General features: G+C 61.5%; 20 protein-coding genes. 12 read left to right on the top strand and 8 right to left on the bottom strand.

The genetic code is table 11. From position 1 onward, the window contains the following. Positions 1–24: 24 nt before the first annotated feature. The gene (locus QD409_RS05235) at positions 25–546 is read right to left on the bottom strand and encodes a MarR family winged helix-turn-helix transcriptional regulator (RefSeq protein WP_430762040.1); all 522 of its coding nucleotides are present in this window, start codon (positions 544–546) and stop codon (positions 25–27) included. Positions 547–698: 152 nt separating this feature from the next. On the opposite strand from QD409_RS05235, the gene QD409_RS05230 reads away from it, so the two are divergent. From QD409_RS05230 to QD409_RS05220, 3 genes are all read left to right on the top strand, one after another. Beyond that, positions 699–1,055, top strand: coding sequence for an ArsC family reductase (locus tag QD409_RS05230; RefSeq protein WP_430762039.1), 357 nt, complete (start codon positions 699–701; stop codon positions 1,053–1,055). Between the two features lie 9 nt (positions 1,056–1,064). After that, a complete protein-coding gene (gene ybaK / locus QD409_RS05225; protein ID WP_430762038.1) occupies positions 1,065–1,538 on the top strand; it encodes a Cys-tRNA(Pro) deacylase in 474 nt (157 codons plus the stop codon). Between the two features lie 94 nt (positions 1,539–1,632). Further along, complete coding sequence (locus QD409_RS05220) at positions 1,633–2,886, top strand: aminopeptidase (protein WP_430762037.1); 1,254 nt, start codon at positions 1,633–1,635, stop codon at positions 2,884–2,886. Positions 2,887–2,946: 60 nt separating this feature from the next. On the opposite strand, the gene QD409_RS05215 is transcribed toward QD409_RS05220, so the two are convergent. From QD409_RS05215 to xseA, 3 genes are all read right to left on the bottom strand, one after another. Next, on the bottom strand, positions 2,947–3,369 hold the full coding sequence (locus tag QD409_RS05215; RefSeq protein ID WP_430762036.1) for a VOC family protein: 423 nt from the start codon (positions 3,367–3,369) through the stop codon (positions 2,947–2,949). Positions 3,370–3,588: 219 nt separating this feature from the next. Next, positions 3,589–4,179, bottom strand: a complete 591-nt coding sequence (locus QD409_RS05210; protein WP_430762035.1) for an NAD(P)H-dependent oxidoreductase — start codon at positions 4,177–4,179, stop codon at positions 3,589–3,591. Continuing rightward, positions 4,179–5,795 (bottom strand): exodeoxyribonuclease VII large subunit, encoded by a 1,617-nt coding sequence (gene xseA, locus QD409_RS05205; protein WP_430762034.1) that lies wholly within the window; start codon positions 5,793–5,795, stop codon positions 4,179–4,181. Before xseA ends, QD409_RS05210 begins: the two co-directional genes overlap by 1 nt. A 236-nt stretch (positions 5,796–6,031) precedes the next feature. On the opposite strand from xseA, the gene QD409_RS05200 reads away from it, so the two are divergent. Next, positions 6,032–6,262, top strand: a complete 231-nt coding sequence (locus tag QD409_RS05200; protein WP_092843367.1) for a homogentisate export protein — start codon at positions 6,032–6,034, stop codon at positions 6,260–6,262. A gap of 7 nt (positions 6,263–6,269) precedes the next feature. Here QD409_RS05200 and QD409_RS05195 read toward each other — a convergent pair whose 3' ends face one another. Beyond that, positions 6,270–8,099: a hypothetical protein gene (locus QD409_RS05195; protein ID WP_430762033.1), complete on the bottom strand. Its 1,830-nt coding sequence runs from the start codon at positions 8,097–8,099 to the stop codon at positions 6,270–6,272. Between the two features lie 223 nt (positions 8,100–8,322). On the opposite strand from QD409_RS05195, the gene QD409_RS05190 reads away from it, so the two are divergent. Beyond that, entirely contained in the window at positions 8,323–9,336 is a 1,014-nt protein-coding gene (locus tag QD409_RS05190) for a glycosyltransferase (protein WP_430762032.1), read from the top strand. After that, positions 9,333–9,719, top strand: coding sequence for a GtrA family protein (locus QD409_RS05185; RefSeq protein ID WP_092843373.1), 387 nt, complete (start codon positions 9,333–9,335; stop codon positions 9,717–9,719). Before QD409_RS05190 ends, QD409_RS05185 begins: the two co-directional genes overlap by 4 nt. Before the next feature lie 66 nt (positions 9,720–9,785). Here the strand turns inward: QD409_RS05185 and QD409_RS05180 are convergent, their stop codons facing one another. After that, a complete protein-coding gene (locus QD409_RS05180) occupies positions 9,786–10,772 on the bottom strand; it encodes a Gfo/Idh/MocA family protein (RefSeq protein ID WP_092843375.1) in 987 nt (328 codons plus the stop codon). A 317-nt stretch (positions 10,773–11,089) separates the two neighbouring features. Here QD409_RS05180 and QD409_RS05175 point away from each other — a divergent pair, with 317 nt between their 5' ends. The 4 genes from QD409_RS05175 (at position 11,090) to QD409_RS05160 (ending at position 14,169) form a co-directional block, all read left to right on the top strand. Then, entirely contained in the window at positions 11,090–11,659 is a 570-nt protein-coding gene (locus tag QD409_RS05175) for an isochorismatase family protein (protein WP_430762031.1), read from the top strand. Then, positions 11,656–12,654 (top strand): GlxA family transcriptional regulator, encoded by a 999-nt coding sequence (locus QD409_RS05170; protein ID WP_430762030.1) that lies wholly within the window; start codon positions 11,656–11,658, stop codon positions 12,652–12,654. The genes QD409_RS05175 and QD409_RS05170 overlap by 4 nt, the downstream gene beginning before the upstream one ends. Before the next feature lie 106 nt (positions 12,655–12,760). Next, positions 12,761–13,711 (top strand): aldo/keto reductase, encoded by a 951-nt coding sequence (locus QD409_RS05165; RefSeq protein ID WP_430762029.1) that lies wholly within the window; start codon positions 12,761–12,763, stop codon positions 13,709–13,711. Between the two features lie 14 nt (positions 13,712–13,725). Further along, entirely contained in the window at positions 13,726–14,169 is a 444-nt protein-coding gene (locus QD409_RS05160; protein ID WP_430762028.1) for a GNAT family N-acetyltransferase, read from the top strand. Here QD409_RS05160 and QD409_RS05155 read toward each other — a convergent pair. Further along, positions 14,159–14,776, bottom strand: a complete 618-nt coding sequence (locus QD409_RS05155) for a hypothetical protein (protein WP_430762027.1) — start codon at positions 14,774–14,776, stop codon at positions 14,159–14,161. The genes QD409_RS05160 and QD409_RS05155 overlap by 11 nt on opposite strands. A 113-nt stretch (positions 14,777–14,889) precedes the next feature. Next, positions 14,890–15,783, bottom strand: a complete 894-nt coding sequence (locus tag QD409_RS05150; protein WP_113215200.1) for a LysR family transcriptional regulator — start codon at positions 15,781–15,783, stop codon at positions 14,890–14,892. A gap of 130 nt (positions 15,784–15,913) precedes the next feature. On the opposite strand from QD409_RS05150, the gene QD409_RS05145 reads away from it, so the two are divergent. Both QD409_RS05145 and QD409_RS05140 read left to right on the top strand, forming a co-directional pair. Continuing rightward, on the top strand, positions 15,914–16,909 hold the full coding sequence (locus QD409_RS05145; RefSeq protein ID WP_430762026.1) for an aldo/keto reductase: 996 nt from the start codon (positions 15,914–15,916) through the stop codon (positions 16,907–16,909). Between the two features lie 253 nt (positions 16,910–17,162). Then, positions 17,163–22,682 (top strand): MG2 domain-containing protein, encoded by a 5,520-nt coding sequence (locus QD409_RS05140; protein ID WP_430762025.1) that lies wholly within the window; start codon positions 17,163–17,165, stop codon positions 22,680–22,682. Positions 22,683–22,686 lie beyond the last annotated feature (4 nt).

Below are 22,686 nucleotides of genomic sequence, written 5' to 3'. Positions count from 1 at the left end.
GATGTCAAGGACAGCATCCTGGGGCTAGGACATGAAAGCAATGGGGCAGCGATCCTGATCGCAGACTCCCTGATCGCAAACGCGGCAGACCACATCCTGATCGTCGCCGATATCGACCAAAGCCGGCAGCAATTTCTCCACCAGACGTCCGAGCTGCTCGGTCTCTTCAGGTTTCAGCCCTTTGAAAGCCCGCTCGATGACGGCACGGCGAGCGGCCAGGCTTTTGTTAAACAACACCTGCCCGGCCTCCGTCAGTTGCAGCGAGCGGGCGCGCTTGTCCCCCTCGACGACGCCGGCGCGCAACACGAGATCGGATGCCACCAGCTGGTCGACGAGGCGCACGGTGGCCGAATGGGAGAGTGCGATCATTCTGCGCAACGTCTCGATCGTCAGACCCGGCTCGGAGCCGATCTGGATGACGGCGGCGATGGCGCTCGGACCGAAGCCGGTCTCATCGGCAAAGGCCTTCTCCATCTTGTCCACCAGAGCAAGGCTCATGGCGCCAAAGAGGTTCTCCAGCCGTAGTGTTTCCTTGTCCGTCGCCATGCTCACTCGCGCCATAAATATGCACGCTGCATATTTACAGGATTATTGGCGGCAACTGCAACGGATGAGAGAACCGCTTCGCCGTCCGGCCGCCTTTTACCCGGCTTTATTCGCATGCTATGCGCTATCAGACAGCAAGAGACGGATTCGCCATGACGATCACCATTTACGGCATTAAGAACTGCGACACGATGAAGAAGGCCCGAACCTGGCTCGAGGGCCACGGCATCGCCTATGATTTCCACGATTACAAGGCCGTTGGCATCGATCGGGATCATCTGGAGCTCTGGACCAAGGAAGCAGGCTGGGAAGTCGTGCTCAACCGCGCCGGCACCACCTTCAAGGCCCTGCCGGAAGCGGATCGCACCGACCTTTCGAAGGGCAAAGCCATTGCGCTGATGCTGTCGCAGCCTTCGATGATCAAGCGCCCGGTGCTGGAAGCGGATGGTAAATTGCTCATCGGATTCAAGCCCGATATCTATGCGGCTGCATTCGGCAAGACAGCCTAGAGACAAGTCATGTCAAAAACCACCCGCGCCACGCAAGTGCTGAGCCAGACGAAAGTCGCCTTCACCGTGCATGCCTATGACTACGATCCGAATGCGGAGCGCGTCGGCCTGCAGGCGGCGGAGGCCCTCGGCGAGGAGCCGCATCGGGTACTGAAGACCTTGATGGCGGAGGTGGATGGCAAGCCGGTTTGCGTCGTCGTACCCTCCGATCACGAGGTCAGCATGAAAAAGCTCGCCGCAGCCTTCGGCGGCAAATCGGCTGCCATGATGAAGCCAGCCGATGCAGAGCGCCTGACGGGGTACCATGTCGGCGGCATCAGTCCCTTCGGCCAGAAGAAGCTCGTTCCCACAGCGATCGAGGCGCAAGCGATGACCGAAGCCTATGTCTATATCAACGGCGGCCAGCGCGGCCTGCAGGTGAGGCTCAGCCCACAGGACGCCTTGACCGCTCTCAAGGCCAAGGCCGCGCCGCTGATTGCCTGACTATCTGCAACATCGGACAAACCGCCTTCAATTTCGCCGCAAACCGGTCTAAGTCTTCAGTCCATCTTTCGATATCAGCCAAGCAGGTTTTGCCATGACATCCGCCTCCCCCAACCATCATCCCGTCGATCACGCCAAGCTGGAAAAGCTTGCGGAAGTGGCCGTAAAGGTCGGGTTGCAGCTGCAGGCCGGCCAGGATCTGCTCATGACGGCGCCGGTCGCGGCGATGCCGCTGGTGCGGCTGATCACGCGCGAAGCCTACAAGGCCGGCGCCGGCCTTGTTTCCACCTTCTACTCGGACGAAGAGACGACGCTCGCCCGCTACGAATACGGCCACGACGCGAGCTTCGACCGCGCAGCAAACTGGCTCTACGAGGGCATGGCCAAGGCCTTCTCCAGCAATACGGCGCGCCTCGCGATTTCCGGCGACAATCCGATGCTGCTGTCCAATCAGGACCCGAACAAGGTGGCGCGCGCCAACCGCGCCAATTCGGCTGCCTACAAGCCGGCTCTCGAAAAGATCTCGAATTTCGATACCAACTGGAACATCGTCTCCTATCCGAACCCCTCCTGGGCGAAGCTGGTCTTCCCGAACGATCCGGAAGCGATCGCTGTTGCCAAACTTGCCAAGGCGATCTTCTCGGCCTCGCGCGTCGATGTCGAAGATCCGATCGCGGCGTGGGCCGAGCACAATGCCAATCTGCACAAGCGTTCCGCATGGATGAACGGCCAGCGCTTCGCTGCCCTGCATTTCCAGGGACCGGGCACCGACCTGACGGTCGGCCTGGCCGATGGCCATGAATGGCATGGCGGCTCCTCGACGGCCAAGAATGGCATCACCTGCAACCCGAACATCCCGACGGAAGAGGTCTTCACCACGCCGCATGCGCTGCGCGTCGAAGGCCATGTCTCCTCCACCAAGCCGCTCTCGCATCAGGGCACGCTGATCGACAATATCCAGGTGCGTTTCGAGGGCGGTCGCATCATCGAAGCTAAAGCGACACGTGGCGAGGAAGTGCTGAACAAGGTGCTCGACACCGATGAAGGCGCCCGCCGGCTCGGCGAAGTGGCGCTGGTGCCGCATTCCTCGCCGATTTCGGCGAGCGGCATCCTGTTCTACAACACACTCTTCGACGAAAACGCCTCCTGCCACATCGCGCTCGGCCAGTGCTACTCCAAGTGCTTCATCGATGGCGCGTCGCTCAGCCAGGAGCAGATCAAGGCGCAGGGCGGCAATTCCAGCCTGATCCACATCGACTGGATGATCGGCTCCGACAAGGTGGATATCGACGGCATCAATGCCGATGGCTCGCGCGTAGCCGTCATGCGCAAGGGCGAGTGGGCTTAAGCCTTAACTGGCAGCAATCGCAGAGAAGGGAAAGCGGGCGACGAGCCCGCTTTCTTGCATTTAGATGCCGAACGTCACCAGGCCGTTTTCATCAATCGGCCAGAAGGGATTCCAGGCGATTTCCCAGGCGTGATCGTCGGGATCTGCCACATAGCCGCGGAAGCCGCCATGCGGCGGTGCATCGGCCTTGCGAAGCATGCTCCCGCCCGCCAGCACCAATTGATCCATGACGGTGTCGACATCCTCTCGGCTCGCAACATTATGCGCCAGCGAAAAGGCGCCGGGTGATTTCAGGCCCGATCGGCCCATGTCCTGCTCAAGCGACAGGAGCTTGAAGGTGCCGAATACGAAGCCGTTCATCTGGTAGAAGACGATCTCTTCATTCTCGAAGACGGGTCTCCATCCGAACCCTTCCACATAGAAGTGTTTGGATCGATCGAGATCTAGAACACCAATGGTGACGACGGAAATCTGCTGCTGCATAACCAAGCCCTTTCGTTCGCCCGCGGGATTGCGAGACGTTGAAGGTCTTGGGCCGCTACCGAAGTAATGGAAGGACCCGCATTGAGCGGGGGTTGGGCCAACCGCACCAACCTAACCTGTTTCAGACGATATAATCCTCTCAGATTCGAAAAACGGAATCAAGATGGCCGCTATTGAAGTAGTAAGCGCGGCAGGTTCAGCCCCTGCCTGAGCTCGGCTCTAAAGAGCTGCCAAGGCTTTCCTGATGCGGGCAAGATGCGCCTTGCGTCCGGCATCGGTGACGCGATCCATGTCGTGCAGCGCCAGCATGCGGAAATTCAGCCGCTTGGCGCAAAAAGCGGCGATACCGCGCTTCAGCAGTCGCCGCACGGGATTGCCCATGTAGAGATGCACGATCCACCAGGGCGAGCCGGTGGTGGTCAACGCCCAGAACAGGCGGATATTGGTGAGCTGCGGCACGATGCGCCCGCCGGCGGGATCGTGGGTGAAGGCCACGCCGGGCGCGAAGGCGCGATCGAAGAAGCCCTTGAGAATGGCCGGAAAATTGAACCACCATTGCGGAAAGACGAGTATCAGCCCTTCGGCCGCCCGCAGCCGGGCGACGATATCGTCGACGCCAGAGGTATCGTAGGGCTGGTCGAAATAGCCGCCTCGCTCGGCTTGCGACAGGCGCGGATCGAAGCCTTCGCGGTAGAGATCGAGCAGATCGACCTGATGCCCTCCGGCGACAAGCGTCTCCTGCGCGACCTTTGCCACAGCCGCGGCGAAGCTATCCTCAAGCGGGTGGGCCAGGATCAGCAGGATGCGCATCAGAAGAGGCTCCCTTGCTTTGGCGTAGCAGCGGGCTCAGCTGCCTTGGTGGCGCGCTTCTTCGAAGGCGCGGCGCCTGATGGGGGAATAGCCGGTGATGGCGGCACCTCGCCATCACCGGTGACAGCACCGATGCGGCCGTCGGCGAATTCGATCGAGATAGCCGCGCCAGTGGAGAGCGCCGCTGCCAGCGAAACAGGGCGGTCATCCTCGTCACGAACCACGGCGTATCCGCGCTTCAAGACGTTCTTGTAGGAGAGCGACTGCAGAATGCGCTCCTGCGCCACGAGTTCGCTGCGGGCGCGGGTCAGCTGATGCCGGATGGCGGTATCGGCGTGGCGTACGAGATTGCCGAGACGATCACGGGCGCGGCCCGTCTGCGTTTCAAGGCGCGATGGCAGCGTGGCGAAGACGGCGTCGGCACGTTCGATGCGGGCGCGCGAACGGTCGAGCAAGCGCTCGATGGTCCGCTCCGCCCGGGTCATTCGCTCGCTCAACTGCTGGCGGCGCTCGGCGATCCGGTTCGACAGGATATCCGGGCGCAGCTGTGAGGCCGTGCGCTCGAACGATCGGCGCTTGTTCAGCGTGTTCAGCTCGAGCCCGCGGCCGAGACCGGCGGCCGCCTCATCGAAGCGGCGGCGCGGCAGGGCCAGGATCTGATCGAGCGAAGGCAGGGCACGCAACAGTGCGCGCACCGCCTGCCGCCGCTGATCCATCTGCCTGCCCACTCCGCCCTGCAGCCGGGCGGCAAGGCTTGCGAGCTGTGCCTCAAGTTCAGCCCTGACCGGCACGGCCATTTCGGCTGCACCCGTCGGCGTTGGAGCCCGCACATCGGCGGCATAGTCGATCAAGGTCCAATCGGTCTCGTGACCTACGGCCGAAATCAGCGGGATGTCGCTCGCGGCAGCAGCACGGACGACGGCCTCGTCGTTGAAGCTCCAGAGATCCTCCAGACTGCCACCGCCGCGCGCGACGATCAGTACATCAGGGCGCGGGATCGGGCCGCCGGGTGCGAATTCATTGAAGCCGCGAATGGCGTTCGCCACCTCATCGCCCGAGCCCTCTCCCTGCACCTTTACCGGCCAGACCAGCACATGCACCGGAAAGCGATCAGAGATGCGATGCAGGATATCGCGAATGACAGCGCCGGTCGGCGAGGTCACGACGCCGATCACTTTCGGCATAAAGGGGAGCCTGCGCTTGCGCTCTGCATCGAACAGGCCTTCGGCTCCGAGCTTGCGCTTACGCTCCTCCAGGAGCGCCATCAAGGCGCCCGCGCCCGCCGGTTCCAGGCTCTCGATGACGATCTGGTATTTTGACGAACCCGGGAAGGTCGTCACCTTGCCGGTCGCGATGACTTCCATCCCCTCTTCCGGGCGGAATTTCAGTTTGGAAAACGTGCCTTTCCAGATCACCGCGTCGATGCGGGACCGGTCGTCCTTCAGTGAGAAATAGGCATGGCCCGAGGAATGCGGGCCACGATAGCCGGAGATTTCCCCGCGCACGCGCACCTGATCGAACGCATTCTCGACCGTGCGCTTGATCGACCCGGACAATTCCGAGACGGAATATTCCGTCAGGTTCGAAGGCGAATCATTCTCAAAAAAGCTGCTCATGGCTTCTTTCTAGCCCATGTCGCGGAAAATGCGGAGCCTAGCGCATGGCCCTTCAATCGGAATCGATGGACGCAGAGGATTATGTGCAGATTTAAACTGCGACTGAGTCCCGATGCGTCCCATAAGACGGCGCGCGGCGGAGCTTCATCAAGCGTTAACCCTGTCAACAAAGCCTTTTTTAGCCATCGGCGCGTAAATCTGTGCAAACTGGTTCTTGGTAAAGAGGATATGGAGCGATGATATTCGCGACCGCCACGATCATCGGGATTGCCGCAGGCCTGCAGCGCTCGACCATCGGCGCGCTGCTCGGCGTGGCTCTGGTGAGCATCGCCTTCATGGCCGCAGTCGTCCTATCCGTCTCTCCCCCGCCGCTGATGACATTGTTCATCGCGCTTGGCGGCTATAACCTCGGCTTCATCGGCTATCTTGTGACTGCCGATATGATGGAGCCCGGCCGACGCGCCTAGATCGTTCCTACGGCTTGAACCGGAAGAATTGAACCTCAGACTTGGCCGATGCGGCAAAGGGCGCCAGATAGGTGGGCACACGACCGGCGCTGAGTTGGGCATAGAGTCCCTGAGGGCTCCGCTCGGACAATAGTTGCATCTGCGGATCGCCCTTGCAGAAGGCGACTAGCGTTACATGCGCATCACGCAGAAGCGCTTCCGCCTGCTGCGGCTGGGCAAGGCCGATATTCAGTTCGGCTCGCATCCCGTCCGGGTCGCGATGATAGGGCCCGGAGAGAACTCGGTGCGGCGTGAAGCGCAAAATCGGCGCTCCCATGTTGGACGCCGCAACCACGACGCCGGGCTCGAGGCCGGCGATCGGCGCCAGCGCCTCCTTCGATATGCAGTCTGTCGTTTCCTCGGCTTTGGCAGGCGAAGCCATAAAGCGATTGACGATGACCTCATGTGCAAAGGCGCCGCCGACCGCCCATACCGTCGGCACAGAGATCAATACAGTGACCACGTAGAAGAAGGATGCCCTCACATTCTTCGTGTCGGCCGCCGAAACGCGACGCAGCTCGGCGACAAGGAGCGCGAGCGGCGGAATAGCCAGCAGATTGGCGAATTCCGCACCGCGGACCTGCACAAGCGTGATGATCCAATTAATGGCGATCAGGGCCATGAGGACCGCGTGCATGCGGGCCCGATCGCCTCGCAGCATACGGAACGCGCAGACAAGCATTGCGATGAAGCTTGTCGCGTAGAATGTGCCGAGCATGTCCGGCTGCCTGTGCGCGACCGAGAAGATCGATTGCGCTTCCGTCACTCTGCTCAGCCAAAGGTCTACCAGCATCGGGTCCAGATCGGAAAGCGGATTGTGCAGGCATTGCGGCGCGATCGCGATGGTGGTGGCAAAGACGAATGCGCCGTTGGCAGCCAACACAGCCATACGCCCCGGTCGGGACAGGTGGCTGGCGAAGATTGCCGACAACAAAAGTCCGACGCCGCCGGCGCTGGTGATGGCGTAGAAGCCGAGAGAAAGATTGTCGCAGGTGACCATCGAGTAGAAGCGCGGTGACACCAGAGAGAAGAACGCCGCACTGACGGCAATCGTCAGCGTCAGCGCGAAAGCTTTTGCGGCAGGCGCGAACAGCGCGCCGTCCCAGGCCCATAGGCAGGCGACAGCGACGCAGACGACGGCGACGAAGGGCGTCGTCTCCGCGCCGATGCCGAGCTGGATTGCAAGAGCGACGGCGGCGATGGCAAAATTGCGGGGCCTGTAGCTTTCATCGACCAGCATGGCGACGGTCAATGCGACAAGGCAGAGCTGGACGTTGTCGTGATCGATGGATCCAGGCACGAAACGCGGCGAGAGCAAAACGAACAGCGCCGTAAACAGAAGTGAGAAATGCATGCCCTCGACGGCGGCCATGCGACGGCCGGCAAGAGCCATGAAAAACATCAACGGCAGGATGAGCATCAGCGGCCAGACGGTCAGCGCCGCCGCCTCGGCGCCCTCCGGCGAGAAAAACATGCGGAAAAACAGGATGAGGCTTGCAATCGGCAAGTCGATGAAGCGCGACCAGTGCATCAACGTCCCGCCATCGAGACCGAGGCGGTATTGGATCATGTCGAACCAGCCCTGACCGGCGAGCAAGTCGCGCACCTCGACAAGACGCATGACGTCGTCATTGTCGGGGCCGACATAATCCGTGACGTGGCGATGGATGACGAGCTGCGCGACGATGACCAGGATGCAGTAGATCAACGGCACGAGAACGGGATGAGACCAGCGCGACGACGCTTTCCTGCCCGTTGCCGGAGCGGCTTCGGGCGACATTGCCAGCGTCTGCGTCATACAGATAAACCCCGTATTTGAAGGATATTCCGGGGCAACACTAACGCCTGCCCATCAAAAAAAAGTAAAGCGCGCGCCGGCCGCGATATTCATCACGATAATGTTTTTCTCAGACACGATTTCCCGCCAATTTTCCTTCGCAACCATAGCGTCTTATTAACAGCCAGCGCGATAAGCTCTCGCCCGGATCGTCTGATATCACGCATAGGAAGCGGCCAAGACCATGTGGAATGAGAAGCTGAGCATCGCCGTCCTGCTGCCTTGCTACAACGAAGCTGCCACGATCGGAGATGTCGTTCGCGGCTTCCGGCGCGCCATCCCGCAAGCCAGCATCTATGTCTACGACAACAATTCCACCGACGGCACGGCGCTGCACGCCATGCTCGCTGGCGCGACGGTCGTGCGCGAGCGCCGCCAGGGCAAGGGGCATGTGGTCCGGCGCATGTTCGCCGACATCGAAGCCGATATCTATCTTATGGCCGATGGCGACGGCACCTATGCGCCGGAGGATGGAGAAGAGCTGATCCGCACGCTCCTGACCGAAGGCTCCGACATGGTCGTCGGTACCCGCCGCAACGTGCACAACGACGCCGGCCGCCAGGGCCATGCCTTCGGCAACCGCATCTTCAACTGGCTCTATCGCTCGATTTTCGGTGCGGATTTCACCGACATCTTCTCCGGCTACCGTGCCTTCTCGCGCCGTTTCGTCAAGAGTTTCCCGGCCGTGTCAGGCGGCTTCGAGATCGAGACGGAAATGTCTGTTCACGCTTCGCGGCTGAAACTGCCCGTCAGCGAGCTGGAGCTCGACTATGGCCGGCGGCCGGAAGGCTCGCATTCGAAGCTTTCCACTTTCCGCGACGGCTGGAAGATCCTCCGGATGTTCGCGATGCTGATGAAGGAAACGAAGCCTTTCGCCTTCTTCGGCATTCTGGGCATCATTGCTATGGAAATGAGCATCGGCTTCTCGATCCCGGTGTTTGTCGAATATTTCGAAACCGGGATGGTGACACGCCTGCCGAGCTGGATCCTCTCCGTGGCACTGACGATGATTGCCTGCATGCTGTTCACAGCCGGCATGATCCTCGACTCGGTCGCACGCGCCCGCGCCGAGCAGCTGCGCATCCATTATATGAGCCTGGCCAAGCCGTCGTCGCGTGAGATTGGTGATGACCGCACGGTCTACATGGCGGAACTCGAAAAACCCGCAAGCCGGAAGAAAAGGGCGAAGGCTGCATGAAGAAGCTCTTTCGCTTCCTGATCGCCGGCGGCGTCGGCTTCGTGGTCGATGCCGGCGTGTTGCATCTGTTGCTGTGGTTCACGCCTTTCGGCCCCTTCATTGGCCGGGCTATCTCGATACCGAGCGCGCTGCTCGCCACCTGGGTACTCAACCGCAACTTCACCTTCGGCCGGTCCGACCGCTCGCTGGCAGCGGAAGGCTTCCGTTACGGGTCCGTGGGCCTGACCTCGGCGCTGTTGAACTATACTCTGTTCAGCTCGCTTCTGATGACGGAACCGTCGTTGCGGCCGATCATCGCGCTGACCCTTGCTTCGGCGGCGGCGACGGCGTTCAGCTTCTTCGGCTATTCACGCTTCGTCTTCCGCCACCGGCAAAATCCCTAAAGCAATTCCAGGAAAAGTGTTCAGCGGTTTTCCGCCCGGAATTGCTTAAATGAGTAAGAAAGCCGGTCAGACCGGCTCCCAGCCATCCTTTTCGCTGGCGCGGTAGATGGCGTCGATGACCTTCTGGTTGAGCTTCGAGCTTTCCAGAGGCACAATTTCCGCGCCCTTGCCGAGTGCGGCAGACGCAAAAGCTTCCGCCTCGCGTCTGTACTGGCGGCTGTCGGGGAAGCGGAAGATCTGCGATTCCGAGTGGCTGCGATTGGTCAGTTCCAGCTCTTCCGCGCCATAGCGATCGGCATTGAAGGGCGACTTCACCTCGATGAAGCCTTCCGTGCCGTGGAAGACCATGACCTGACGATTGGCCATCTGCGTCGAGATGTAGAAGCTAAGCTCGAAGTCGCCGAAATCGGCCTTGATGCTGGAATAGATGTCGGTGCCGAATTCTGGATCGCGCTCCGTCACCGCTTGAATGCGCAGTGGTTCGCGGCCGGTGACGAAACGAGTGCTGATCGTCGGATAGATGCCGATATCGGGCAGGCCGCCGCCGCCAAGCGCAGGGATATTGCGCATGTTGCCGGCATCGCGGTTGAAATAGGTGAAGGCGCCCTGGATATGGCGCAGGCGGCCGATGGCGCCATCGGCAAGCAACGAGCGGACCTTCCGCCAGACCGGCGCATAGGCGACCATATAGGCTTCCATCACCAGTACCTTGTTGCGATCGCGGGCGGCAATCAGGCTGTCGATTTCATCCGCCTTGAGCGCGATCGGCTTTTCGCAGAGCACATGCTTGCCGGCATCGGCGGCCTTGATCGTCCATTCGACATGCTGCGAGGTCGGCAAAGGAATGTAGACGGCGTCGATGGTGTCGGAAGCCAGCATCTCCTCATAGGAGCCGAAGGCATGCGGCACGGAGAAGCGGTCCGCCATCTGCCGGGCGCGATCAAGATCGCGGCTGGCGATGGCAGTCACAACGCAATTTTCCGCATCCTGAATGGCGGGCACCACCAGATCGCGGCCAATCTTCGCCGTCGACAGAATTCCGAAACGCAGCATCTCTCTCTCCTGAAGCATCATCCCGAAGCAGACGGCAGCATGGCGACGATCGCGACATGGCCCTTCCGGCGGGATCCTTTGTGAACACGGTGTGTAGAGCGAAACGAGGGTCATTCCGCTCCGGACGAAACCGACGCCAACCTTATTCGGCCATTTCCCAAGGCGCAACGCCCGAGACGGCCCGTGCGCGCGAACGCTGAGGCGTGACGCTCATCGCATCATGTCCGTATTTGTCCTCTTTCTGTCTGCCAGATGGCTTTCTGAGCTTTCATGCGGCGCCTAATCTCGGCTATCCTTCAAGCACAGGAGATACGAAAATGTCCCAAGCCGATACCGCACTGCTCGTCATTGACGTCCAGGAATCGTTTCGCCAGCGCCCTTATTGGCGTGCCGACGACCTGCCTGCTTTCACCAACCGCCTGCAGGCGCTGATCGACGGAGCCAAGGCGAAAGGCATTCCCGTCGTCCAGATTTTCCATGTCGAAGATGAGGACGCGCATTTCAGCCTGAAGAGCGGCTATGTCCGCAAGCTCGACGAAATCTCGCTGGAGGCCGATGCCGTGTTTCACAAGCGCCGCCATTCGGCGCTCGTCGGCTCCGGCCTCGATGTCTGGCTGGTGGCAAACGGCATTCGCAAGGTGATCGTCTCCGGCATCCGCACCGAGCAGTGCTGCGAGACCACGACGCGGCACGCATCCGATCTCGGCTATGAGGTCGACTATGTCACCGAGGCGACGCTGACCTTCCCGATGACGCACGCCTCGGGCACGGTCTTCAGCGTCGACGATATCAAGAAGCGCAGCGAACTGGTGCTGTCGGGCCGTTTCGCCCGGATCGCGACGGTCGAAGAAGCGCTTGCCGACACATCGATCCGGAGTGCCGCATGACCCAAAGCGACCGACACATCCATCGGCGGATCATTCCCGTCTACGTGCTTCTGCCGCCCTATACGCTGCTGATGGACGTAGCCGGCCCGGTGGAGGTGTTGCGCCGCGTCAATATCGAACAGGACGACGTTCTGTTCGATTATCGTTTCATCGCCGCCCAACCATCGCAAACAACCTCGGTCGGGCTGATGCTTGCCGATCTCAAGCCCTTGCCGGATCACATTCCCGATGGGGCTTATGTCATCCTGTCCGGCAGCGTGACGCCACCTGACGATGCCGAAGATATCGAGCCCGAACTAACCGCGCTTGCCGCCTGGTTGAAGGGCGCGATCCGTCCGGGCATCACTCTCGTCACCATCTGCTCCGGAGCGGTGCTTGCAGCCCGGGCCGGCCTTATGGACGGCTATGCCTGCACCACGCATGCCGCCTGCCTCGACGAGGTCAGGGAACACGCACCGACGGCAAGGGTTCTCGACAACCGGCTCTATGTCGAAGACCGGGAGCGCTATTCGAGCGCCGGTATCACGACGGGCACCGACCTGATGCTGCACCTCGCCTCCAAGCTGACCTCGCCGGTGACGGCGCTGACCATTGCCCGGCACATGGTCGTCTACATGCGAAGGACCGGCGCCGAGCCGCAGCTTTCGCCCTGGCTCAGCGGCAGAAACCATGTGCATCCGGCCATCCATCGCGTTCAGGATGCGATAATGGCCGATCCGGCCTACAGTTGGTCGCTTTCCGAGCTTGCCGGCATCGGCGTAATGAGCGCGCGCCACATTTCGCGGCTGTTTCAGGAGCATGCCGGCCTGTCCGTGACGGCCTATGTCAATCTGATGCGCGTCACCCTGGCCCGCGACGTGCTCGCCAATTCGCGGCTGGACATGGAGCGCGTGGCGGAGAAATCCGGCTTTGCATCGCCGCGGCACATGCGGCGCGTCTGGTCGAAATACAACACGCTGCCACCCAGCCACTATCGACGCTCGACGGCGGAATAAAGAAATCGTTAGTGGAATTTCACGGCTTGCGGCGCTAGCCTGCCTTGTCCCTCCCTGCTGGCGCCTCTGACGCCGGCTTCCTGCTGAAGTGATCTGGAGAAATATCATGGACATGCGCAAGCTTGGACGAACCGATTTGTCTATCGCCCCCATCGTTTTCGGCGGCAATGTCTTCGGCTGGACGGCCGATGAGAAAACCTCCTACGCCCTGCTCGATGCCTTCTTCGACGCCGGCTTCAACACGATCGACACGGCCGATGTCTATTCCAGCTGGGTTCCCGGCAACAAGGGCGGCGATTCCGAGGAGATCATCGGGAAGTGGCTGAAGCAGGGCCGCGTTCAGCGTGACAAAGCTGTTATCATCACCAAGGTCGGATCGGACATGGGGCCGGGCAAGAAGGGCCTGAAGGCCGACTATATCATCGAGGCCGCAGAAGCCTCGCTGAAGCGGCTGCAGACCGATCATATCGATCTCTATCTCTCGCACTGGCCGGATCCCGAGACGCCGCATGAGGAATCGCTCGCCGCCTATGCCAAGCTGAAGGAACAGGGCAAGATCCGCCATGTCGGCTGCTCGAACCTCGATGCAACGCAGCTCCAGGCTTCGCTCGATGCCGCCGCCAAGGCCGGCCTGCCGCGCTACGATGTGCTGCAGCCCGAATACAATCTCTATGCCCGCGACAGCTTCGAGGGGCCGCTGGCGGATCTCTGCGTCAGGCAAGAGATCGGCGTCATCACCTATTTCAGCCTCGCCGCCGGCTTCCTGACCGGCAAATACCGCAGCAAGGCGGACACCGAGGGACGGGCACGCGAGAACCGGGTTGCCGCCTATCTCGACGACAAGGGTCTGCGGATCCTCGCAGCGCTCGACAAGGTCGCGGCCGAAACCAGCGCGAAGCCCGCGGAGATCGCGCTTGCCTGGCTGCTGCGCAAGCGCGGCGTCACCGCCCCGATCGCCAGCGCCACTAGCCTCGGCCAGCTCGACGCGCTAATCAATTCGGCGAAGCTTTCGCTTTCCGACGAAGCCATGCGCCTGCTCGACGAAGCCGGCAGGTAGACAGAGGACGGCCGATGACAGTGACGATCCGAGATGCCAGACCCGAAGACGAAGCGCGCTGGCGTAGTCTATGGGACGGCTACCTGGCCTTCTACCGCGTCACGATCGCGCCTGATATCACCGATGCAACCTGGCGCCGGGTCTTCGATCCGGCGTCGGCAATCTTCATGCGGGTGGCCGAGGTCGACGGCGAGGTGAAGGGTTTCACGCTCTGCATCACCCATGAGGGCACATGGACGCTCGCTCCCGACTGCTATCTGGAAGACCTGTTCGTCGATGAAAGCGCCAGGGGCCACGGCGTCGGCCGGGCGCTTCTGGACGATCTCGTCGCGCTCTGCAAGGAGAACGGCTGGGGTCGCCTTTACTGGCATACCGAAGAAGGCAATGCGACCGCCCGCAAGCTCTACGACACCTACGTGAAGAGCGACGGGCATATCCGTTATCGCATCAACTTCTGAGTTTGGGAAAGCCCTCGTAGTAGGCGGAATGATCGCCTTCCCAATTGGCCATGCCCGGCTTGGTCAGCATGCCGCGCGGGCTGACATAGCTTTGGATGGTCCGCATCGGCCGCTCGTGCCACTGGATGTTGAAGGCCCACAGCTTCGGGAAGAAACAGAGCGACGCATATGGGAGGTGATCGTGGATCCACCAGGCGAGCTTCTGCCAATCACCCTCCTGGACGTGGTGATCGATCAGCCACGGCACGACGATGCAGACGGCCGAGCCCATGCAGCCGTCGAGATCGCGCATATCCCAGATGTGGTGCGCGGCGGTGTGAGGGTTGGTCGAGCAATTCAGCCCATTCTTGTTGCCGAAGGCATTGACCTCGGGCGAGCGGTAGCCCGAGCGGATATGTAGCCGGCCAAACGTCGCCTCCAGCGGCTCCAGCAATTCCTCGCAGAGCCTGCGGCCGGTCTCGATCGCGAGATCGGGATCCTCCGGAATATTGGGGATGCGATGGAAATCTGATATTTCCGAATGCAGGAAATCGCGGAAGAAGAAACTCTTCGAAAGCCTGACACGGCCGAGATCCTCAAGCCCCTTCATCGACCCCGGTTTTCTCATCGCTGCAATCCCTTTCTCAAACCATCGATCAGTCAAGACGAGTTATGGCATTGCCGATGCCCGATTTCTGTCAGCAGTCGCTCGTCGCTTGTTTCAACGCAACTCCGAACACTCTAAGGCCCGGTATATTTGAAGAAATCGATGAAGGCTCGGAGCGCCGGGCGCATCTGGCGGCGGCTCGGATAATAGATGCAGAAGCCCGGATAGGGCGGACACCAATCCTCGAGCACGCGGATGAGCTTGCCTTCGGCCAGCTCCTGCTGCACGCGTATGTCGAAGAGATAGGCGAGGCCGGCGCCATTAACGGCTGCCAAAACCCCGAGCCGATCCTCGATCACGATCAGGGGGCCATCGACGGCGACGACCAGCTCGCGGCCATCCTTCTCGAACTCCCAGCGATAGAGCGAGCCATCGGTAAATCGCCGCTTGATGCAGCGGTGATGAACGAGATCGCGCGGATGCAGAGGCTTCGGATGTTTCTCGAAATAGGCCGGGGAGCCGGCGATGACGGTGCGTATATCAGGCGAGACCTTCACCGCGATCATGTCGCCCTCGATGCTCTCCGCCAGCCGGATTCCGGCATCGTAGCCTTCCTTGACGATATTGCTGAAACCGTCCTCATTGGCGATTTCCAGCGTGATGTCCGGGTAGGTATTGAGGAAATCGCCGAGCCGCGGCGCCATCAGGAGATCCGAGGCAAAGCGCGGGGCGGTGATGCGCAACGTACCGGCCGGGCGGCCACGGGTCGCAAGGGTGTCCTCCAGCGCGATGTCGATCTCCTCCAGAGCCGGCGCCAGCCGCTGGAGCAGCGCCTGGCCTTCCTCGGTCGGGAGCACGCTGCGCGTGGTGCGGGCAAGCAGCCGCACGCCAAGACTTTCTTCAAGGCTGGAAACGGCATGGCTGACCGCGGACGGAGCGATCGACAGTTCCTTGCCGGCAGCGCGGAAGCTGCGATGTGCGGCGACAGCGGCAAAAACCGCGAGTTGGGAGAGCTGGGTTCGGTTCATTGATCTATATTATAGAACAGCCTGTAAGGATTTGCATGGGTTTTCATTCATTATGCGGAACCCTACCTTGAGCTCGTAGGCAGCGGACATAAGCCCCTGCCACTCCCATAAGGCTCAAGAGGAATAGACCATGAAAACCCGCAGGCTTGGTAAGGATCTCACCGTTTCCGCCGTTGGACTCGGCTGCATGGGCATGAGCTTTGCCTATGGCTCGGCCGACGAGGCGGAATCCGTGAAGACGCTCCTTCGCGCCGTTGATCTCGGCGTCACCTTTTTCGACACCGCCGAAACCTATGGCCCCTTCGCTAACGAGGAGCTGCTCGGCCGCACGCTGAAGCCGGTTCGTGATCGCGTGGTTATCGCCACCAAATTCGGCTTCAAGCTCGACCATACCAAAACCGGTCCGGCCGCGATGATCGGCGTCGACAGCCGGCCCGAACACGTCAAGGAAGTCGCCGAGGCTTCGCTGAAGCGGCTCGGCACCGATGTCATCGACCTCTTCTACCAGCATCGCGTCGATCCGAACGTGCCGATCGAAGACACGGTCGGCGCCATGGCGGAGCTGGTGAGAGAGGGCAAGGTGCGGGCGCTCGGCCTTTCCGAGGCCGGTTCGGCTACCATCCGCCGCGCCCATGCGGTGCATCCGATCGCCGCAGTCCAGAGCGAATATTCGCTCTGGACCCGCGATCCGGAGGAGGACGTGCTCGCCACCTGTCGCGAACTCGGCATCGGCTTCGTGCCCTACAGCCCACTCGGCCGCGGCTTTCTGACCGGTGCGATCCAAAAGGCGGATGATCTGGCCACCGACGATTTCCGCCGATCGCTGCCGCGCTTCCAGAGCGAGAATTTCGATGCCAACGCGGCTCTGGTCGCCAGGTTGCAATCACTTGCCGAGGAAAAGGGCGTCACGGCGGCACAACTGGCGCTCGCATGGGTGCTGCACCAGGGAGACGACATCGTACCCATCCCTGGCGCCCGCAAGCTGCATCACCTCGAGCAGAATGCTGCAGCTGCCGATATCGTGCTTTCGCCGCAGGAAGTGAAGGAACTCTGCGACATCATCGCGCCCGAGAACGTCGCCGGAAAGCGGTATAGTGATGCCTCCCTTGCCATGACGAATATATGACAATTGAGGCGCTGCCATCGGCTGAACGAAGACACCGGCCATCAAGGCCGGTGTCATTTTGGGACTGAAAAGAAAAGTGAAGTGCTCCCAAGGGGTAGCGGAATATGCGGATCGTCTGATTTGCAGGTTCTTTCAAGCTCCTAGAAAGATCGTCATAGGCGTAAATCTTTATCATCTCTCCACGCTCGGTTGACAAACGGGTCTGAAATTTGAAGATTGCGCCATCAAAAACGGGGCAGCGTTGGGAGGACTTATGTCTAAGCGCGCGTTTATCGGCTTCTCTGCTTTTCTTCTCGCCACATTCGCATCTCTGAGCCCTTCGGCCGCGGCTGACGTCAAGCGCCAGGTGGTCACCACAAAGGATGGCGATTACTTCGGTTTCGATCTGCGCACCGAGCAGAACGTGACGCTGGACCAATGCTCCGCGTCCTGCATCGGCGACAAATCCTGCAAGGCCTTCACCTACAATCCCAAGGTGAAATGGTGCTTCATGAAGTCCGACTTCAACCAGCTCAACAGCTTCCCTGGCGCGATCGCGGGCAAGATCGTCGAGACGGCTGCCGTCACAGAACCGGACATTGGCGCGGCCCCCGCCCTTTCCTTCCTGTCGGACGATTTCGTCAAAAGCGCGCGCGATGCCAAAAGCACGCTGACGCTCGGCAGCGAGTTGAAAGGCCAAGGCGTCGAAAGCCTGATCGCGCTCGGCCGCATCGAGCTGACCTCCGGCAACGTCAACAATGCTCTCAACGCATTCCAGGGGGCGCTCTCCCTCAGCCCGGACAATGGCGACCTCTGGGTCGAAATGGCGCGCGCCGCCAATACCGTTACGAATGACACGTCCCTCGCCACCAGGGCGGCCTATGCGGCGCTCAACGGCTACCAGCTGACCCGCACGACGAGTAGCCGCGCGGATGCGCTCGCCGTTCTCGCTGAGGCGCTGAAGAACGCGCAGAACTATCGCCCGGCGCTCGGCGCCTACAAGGCGAGCCTCAATCTCGTCAGCTCCGCCGCGGTCCAGGCGGCCTATAACGATCTTCTGGCCCGCCAGGGCTTCCGCGTCACCGGCAACACGCTCGACAACGACAACGCTTCGCCACGCGCGTGCGTGCAGTTCTCCGAAAAGCTGGTGAAGAGCGGCGTCGACTACACGCCTTTCGTCACCCTCAACGGCGCGGCACCGAAGGGCGTCGATGCCAAGGACAACCAGATCTGCGTCGAGGGCCTGGAATTCGGACAACATTACCGCATTTCGCTGCGCGCCGGCCTGCCCTCCTCCGTGGATGAAAACCTTGCCTCCCAGGTCAATGTCGACGTCTACGTCAAGGATCGCACGGCCTCGCTGCGCTTCACAGGCGACAATTTCGTGCTGCCTTCCACCGCCCGGCGCGGCATTCCGATCGTCTCCGTCAACGCCACGACAGCCAATCTCAAGCTCTATCGCATCGGCGATCGCAACATTGCGCAGCTCCTCAACGGATCGCAGTTCCTGACACAGATGGACAACTACAGTGCCCAGACCATTCAGGACACCAATGGCGAACTGGTCTGGCAAGGCTCCATCGAGATCAAGCAGGAGCTCAACAAGGATGTCGCGACCAGCTTCCCGGTCGACGAGGCGCTGCCGAAGCGCAAGCCCGGCGTCTATGTGCTGACGGCGGTTGCGCCCAACAGCGGCCATGAATKGGATCCGCAGGCTACACAATGGTTCGTGGTTTCCGATATCGGCGTCACCACCTATGCCGGCACCGACGGGCTGAATGTTTTTGCCCGCTCGCTCGGCAGCGCCAAGCCGCTTGCCGGCGTGCAGCTGCAGCTGCTTGCCAAGAACAATGAAATCCTCGGCACCGCAAAGACCGATGACAAGGGCCGCGCCACCTTCAGCGCCGGCCTGATGCGCGGCACGGCGGGCATGACGCCGGCTGTCGTCACTGCCCAGAACGGCGATCAGGATTATGTCTTCCTCGACATGACGCGCGCCGGCTTCGATCTTTCCGACCGCGGCGTTGCCGGCAGAACCGCGCCCGGCGCGATCGACCTGCTGACATGGACGGAACGCGGCATCTACCGCGCCGGCGAAACGGTGTATGCCTCGGCTCTTGCCCGCGACGTCAGCTCGACGGCGGTCGAAAAGCTGCCGCTTACCTTCGTCTTCCTCCGCCCCGATGGCGTCGAGGACCGCCGTATCGTCACGGACGGCGGCAAGCTCGGCGGCTACAATGTCGACCTGCCGCTGCAGCAGACCTCAATGCGCGGCACCTGGACGATGAATATCTATACCGATCCGAAGGGCTCTTCCATCGGCTCGCAGACCTTCCTCGTCGACGACTTCGTGCCGGATCGCATCGAATTCGATATGAAGAGCGATGCCAAGGAAATCGAAGTCGGCCAGCCGACGCCGATCAATGTCGACGGACGCTACCTTTATGGCGCTCCGGCAGCCGGCCTCAATCTGGAAGGCGAAGTGACGCTAAAGCCGACGCGCCAGAGCGATGCCTACAAGGGCTATCAGTTCGGCCTCGCCGACGAAGGCGCCGGCAAGGCAAATGCAAACAATGACGACGGCGACAGCAGCGGCGGCGACAGCAAGGCCGAGAGCACGCAGGTGCCGCTCGAAGACCTGCAGGCGCTGGACGAAAACGGCAAGACCACCTTCAATGTCACCATCAACGACACGCCTTCGACCACGCAGCTGCTGAACGCCAACATCACCGTTCGCATGCAGGAAGCCGGTGGCCGCGCCGTAGAACGCTCGCTGACACTGCCCGTCAAAGCCGATGGTCCGCGCATCGGCATCAAGCCGGAATTCGACGGCGATCTCGGCGAGAATGCCATCGGCAACTTCCACGTCATCGCCGTCGATGCCAACGGCCAGAAGCAAGCCATGCAGGGCCTGACCTGGAAACTGCTCAGCGTCGAGCGCAATTATCAATGGTATCGCGACGGCAATAGCTGGAAATACGAGCCGATCATGTCCACCAAGCAGGTGGCGGTCGGCACGGTGAACACCACGACCGATGGCGCGGCAATTTCCATGCCCGTCACCTGGGGCCGCTACCGGCTGGAAGTTTCCACCGCCGATGCCAACGGCCCTGAAACGAGCATCGAATTCAATGCCGGCTGGTACGTCGCCTCCACCTCGACGGAAACGCCGGATGCGCTGGAAATCGCGCTCGACAAGGCAAGCTATCATGTCGGTGACACCGCCAAGCTGAAGGTGACGTCGCGTTATGCCGGCCAGTTGATGGTGACAGCCGGCTCCGAAACGCTGATTTCGGTCACCAGTGCCGATATCGGCGCCACGGGCGGCGAAGTCGACGTCCCGGTAACAGCCGATTGGGGTGCCGGCACCTATCTGACCGCCACCCTCTTCCGCCCCGGCGAAGCGCAGGAAAGCCGCATGCCGATGCGCGCCATCGGCATCAAATGGGCGCCGGTCGATCCCGGCGAGCGCAAACTGCAGATCAAGCTCGACGCGCCGCAGAAGACCTTGCCTCGCCAGCCGCTGACCATCGGCGTGCAGGTATCGGGCGCCGGCGCCAATGAAGACGCTTACGTCACGGTCGCCGCCGTCGATGTCGGCATCCTCAACCTGACGCGCTACCAGCCGCCGGCACCGGATGAGTGGTATTACGGCCAGCGCCAGCTCGGCCTTGAAATCCGCGACATCTATGGGCGCCTCATCGACGGCTCGCTCGGCGCGACCGGCAAGCTGCGCACCGGCGGTGACGGCGGACAAGCCGCCCTGTCGGCGAGCCCGCCGACGGAAAAGCTGGTCGCCTTTTTCTCAGGCCCGGTCAAGCTCGACGCCAGCGGCAAGGCCAATGTCAGCTTCGACATCCCTCAGTTCAACGGCACGGCACGGCTGATGGCTGTGGCATGGTCGAAGGCAGGCGTTGGGCATGCGACGCAGGACGTGATCATCCGCGATCCGGTCGTGGTCACGGCCAGCCTGCCGAAATTCCTCGCACCCGGGGACAAGGCGAACCTGCGTCTCGATGTTGCCAACACCGACGCCCCCGCCGGCGAGTATACGCTCGCGGTCACGGGCAACAGTGCCGTGAGCGTGGATGAAAGTGCCACGCAGCAGAAGATCAACCTGCAGGCCGGCGGCAAATACAACATCACCCTGCCGCTCACCGGCGGGAAGCCCGGCGACGGCACGGTCTCGATCAAGCTGTCGAATGCTTCGGGACTCTCGCTCGATCAATCGGTCGACATCCCCGTTCGCCCTGCACAGCTGCCGGTCACCGAACGGCGCCTCATCGCGCTGGCACCCGGCAAGAGCCTGACCGTCAACTCAGACCTTCTTGCCGACAGCGTGCTGCCGGGCGCCTCGGTCAGCGTTAATGTCAGCCGCTCCAGCGCCTTCGACGTGCCGGCGTTGCTGATGAGTCTCAGCCGCTATCCCTATGGCTGCGCCGAACAGACGGCGAGCAGCGCGCTGCCGCTGCTCTATTTCAGCGACATGGCGATCAAGAACGGCCTTGCTGACGATACCGAAATCCGCAAGCGCGTGCAGGACGCCGTCTATCGCGAAATGTCCTACCAGTCCTCGACCGGCAGCTTCGGCCTCTGGGGCCCCGGCTCGGGCGATCTCTGGCTCGACGCCTATGTGACCGACTTCCTGACCCGTGCACGCGAGCAGAAATACAGCGTGCCGGATCAGGCCATGGTGCAGGCCCTGGAAAATCTCCAGAACGCGCTGAGCGCCAACACCAACGTCAAGGATAACGGCAACGAGATCGCCTATGCGCTCTACGTGCTGGCACGCAACAAGAAGGCCTCGATCAGCGATCTGCGCTACTATGCCGACACGATGCTGAACGACTTCCCGACGCCGCTGTCCAAGGCGCATCTGGCTGCGGCTCTGGCGCTCTATGGTGACGCACAGCGCTCGCGCAACATCTTCGTCGATGCCTTGCAGATGTCGCAGAAGGCGGCCGTCACCAAGGTCAGTTTCGCCCGTTCGGATTACGGTTCGTCGCTGCGCGACGGTGCCGCCGTGCTGGCGCTTGCTGCCGAAAGCCGTCCTGTCCCGCCGATCATTCCGGATCTCGCAAGCGTCGTTGCCAAGGATTGGCAGAGCCGGAAGTATACCAGCACGCAGGAACAGACCTGGATGCTGCTTGCCGCCCGTGCCCTGCAGAATGGCGATGACGGCCTGACGCTCGACGTCAACGGCGCTGCCCATACCGGCACCTACATGGCGCAAATGTCGGGCGATGCCCTGACGGGCCATCCGCTGACTGTCACCAACACGACGCGCCAGCCGCTGTCTGCGGCCGTCACCACGGTCGCCGCTCCGGCTGCACCATTACCCGCCGGTGGTAATGGCTTCAAGATCGAGCGCAAGTACTACACGCTCGATGGCGAAGAGGCGAACGTCAGCCAGGCACAGCAGAACGAGCGCTATGTCGTCGTGCTGCACGTCATAGGCGACAATGACTGGCCGCAGCGCCTTCTCGTGACCGATCTCCTGCCTGCGGGCTTCGAAATCGACAATCCGAGCATTGTCAGCAGCGCCCAGCTTTCGAATTTCGACTGGCTGAGCGATGTGCAGCCGGCCCATGTCGAGTTCCGCTACGATCGCTTCGTTGCCGCCTTCGACCAGACCTACGGCGCTAACCGCGACCTGAGCTTCGCCTATGTCGTGCGCGCCGTTACACCCGGCGTCTACGACCATCCGGCCGCGAGCGTCGAGGACATGTATCGTCCGCAGTTCTCGGCCCGTACAGCGATGGGCCGCATGGAGGTGCTGGCCGCCCAGCAGTAAGTGC

The organism is Rhizobium sp. BR 315, from assembly GCF_050577975.1.
Lineage (GTDB): Bacteria > Pseudomonadota > Alphaproteobacteria > Rhizobiales > Rhizobiaceae > Rhizobium > Rhizobium miluonense.
Note: the sequence above shows the minus strand (reverse complement) of the source record. Positions and strands in the feature narration are given on the sequence as shown.

What these genes read in the sequence shown, in the direction of transcription:
- QD409_RS05235 (WP_430762040.1), bottom strand. Translation starts at nt 546, where the DNA reads ATGGCGACGGACAAGGAAACACTACGGCTGGAGAACCTCTTTGGCGCC.
- QD409_RS05230 (WP_430762039.1), top strand. Translation starts at nt 699, where the DNA reads ATGACGATCACCATTTACGGCATTAAGAACTGCGACACGATGAAGAAG.
- ybaK (WP_430762038.1), top strand. Translation starts at nt 1,065, where the DNA reads ATGTCAAAAACCACCCGCGCCACGCAAGTGCTGAGCCAGACGAAAGTC.
- QD409_RS05220 (WP_430762037.1), top strand. Translation starts at nt 1,633, where the DNA reads ATGACATCCGCCTCCCCCAACCATCATCCCGTCGATCACGCCAAGCTG.
- QD409_RS05215 (WP_430762036.1), bottom strand. Translation starts at nt 3,369, where the DNA reads ATGCAGCAGCAGATTTCCGTCGTCACCATTGGTGTTCTAGATCTCGAT.
- QD409_RS05210 (WP_430762035.1), bottom strand. Translation starts at nt 4,179, where the DNA reads ATGCGCATCCTGCTGATCCTGGCCCACCCGCTTGAGGATAGCTTCGCC.
- xseA (WP_430762034.1), bottom strand. Translation starts at nt 5,795, where the DNA reads ATGAGCAGCTTTTTTGAGAATGATTCGCCTTCGAACCTGACGGAATAT.
- QD409_RS05200 (WP_092843367.1), top strand. Translation starts at nt 6,032, where the DNA reads ATGATATTCGCGACCGCCACGATCATCGGGATTGCCGCAGGCCTGCAG.
- QD409_RS05195 (WP_430762033.1), bottom strand. Translation starts at nt 8,099, where the DNA reads ATGACGCAGACGCTGGCAATGTCGCCCGAAGCCGCTCCGGCAACGGGC.
- QD409_RS05190 (WP_430762032.1), top strand. Translation starts at nt 8,323, where the DNA reads ATGTGGAATGAGAAGCTGAGCATCGCCGTCCTGCTGCCTTGCTACAAC.
- QD409_RS05185 (WP_092843373.1), top strand. Translation starts at nt 9,333, where the DNA reads ATGAAGAAGCTCTTTCGCTTCCTGATCGCCGGCGGCGTCGGCTTCGTG.
- QD409_RS05180 (WP_092843375.1), bottom strand. Translation starts at nt 10,772, where the DNA reads ATGCTGCGTTTCGGAATTCTGTCGACGGCGAAGATTGGCCGCGATCTG.
- QD409_RS05175 (WP_430762031.1), top strand. Translation starts at nt 11,090, where the DNA reads ATGTCCCAAGCCGATACCGCACTGCTCGTCATTGACGTCCAGGAATCG.
- QD409_RS05170 (WP_430762030.1), top strand. Translation starts at nt 11,656, where the DNA reads ATGACCCAAAGCGACCGACACATCCATCGGCGGATCATTCCCGTCTAC.
- QD409_RS05165 (WP_430762029.1), top strand. Translation starts at nt 12,761, where the DNA reads ATGGACATGCGCAAGCTTGGACGAACCGATTTGTCTATCGCCCCCATC.
- QD409_RS05160 (WP_430762028.1), top strand. Translation starts at nt 13,726, where the DNA reads ATGACAGTGACGATCCGAGATGCCAGACCCGAAGACGAAGCGCGCTGG.
- QD409_RS05155 (WP_430762027.1), bottom strand. Translation starts at nt 14,776, where the DNA reads ATGAGAAAACCGGGGTCGATGAAGGGGCTTGAGGATCTCGGCCGTGTC.
- QD409_RS05150 (WP_113215200.1), bottom strand. Translation starts at nt 15,783, where the DNA reads ATGAACCGAACCCAGCTCTCCCAACTCGCGGTTTTTGCCGCTGTCGCC.
- QD409_RS05145 (WP_430762026.1), top strand. Translation starts at nt 15,914, where the DNA reads ATGAAAACCCGCAGGCTTGGTAAGGATCTCACCGTTTCCGCCGTTGGA.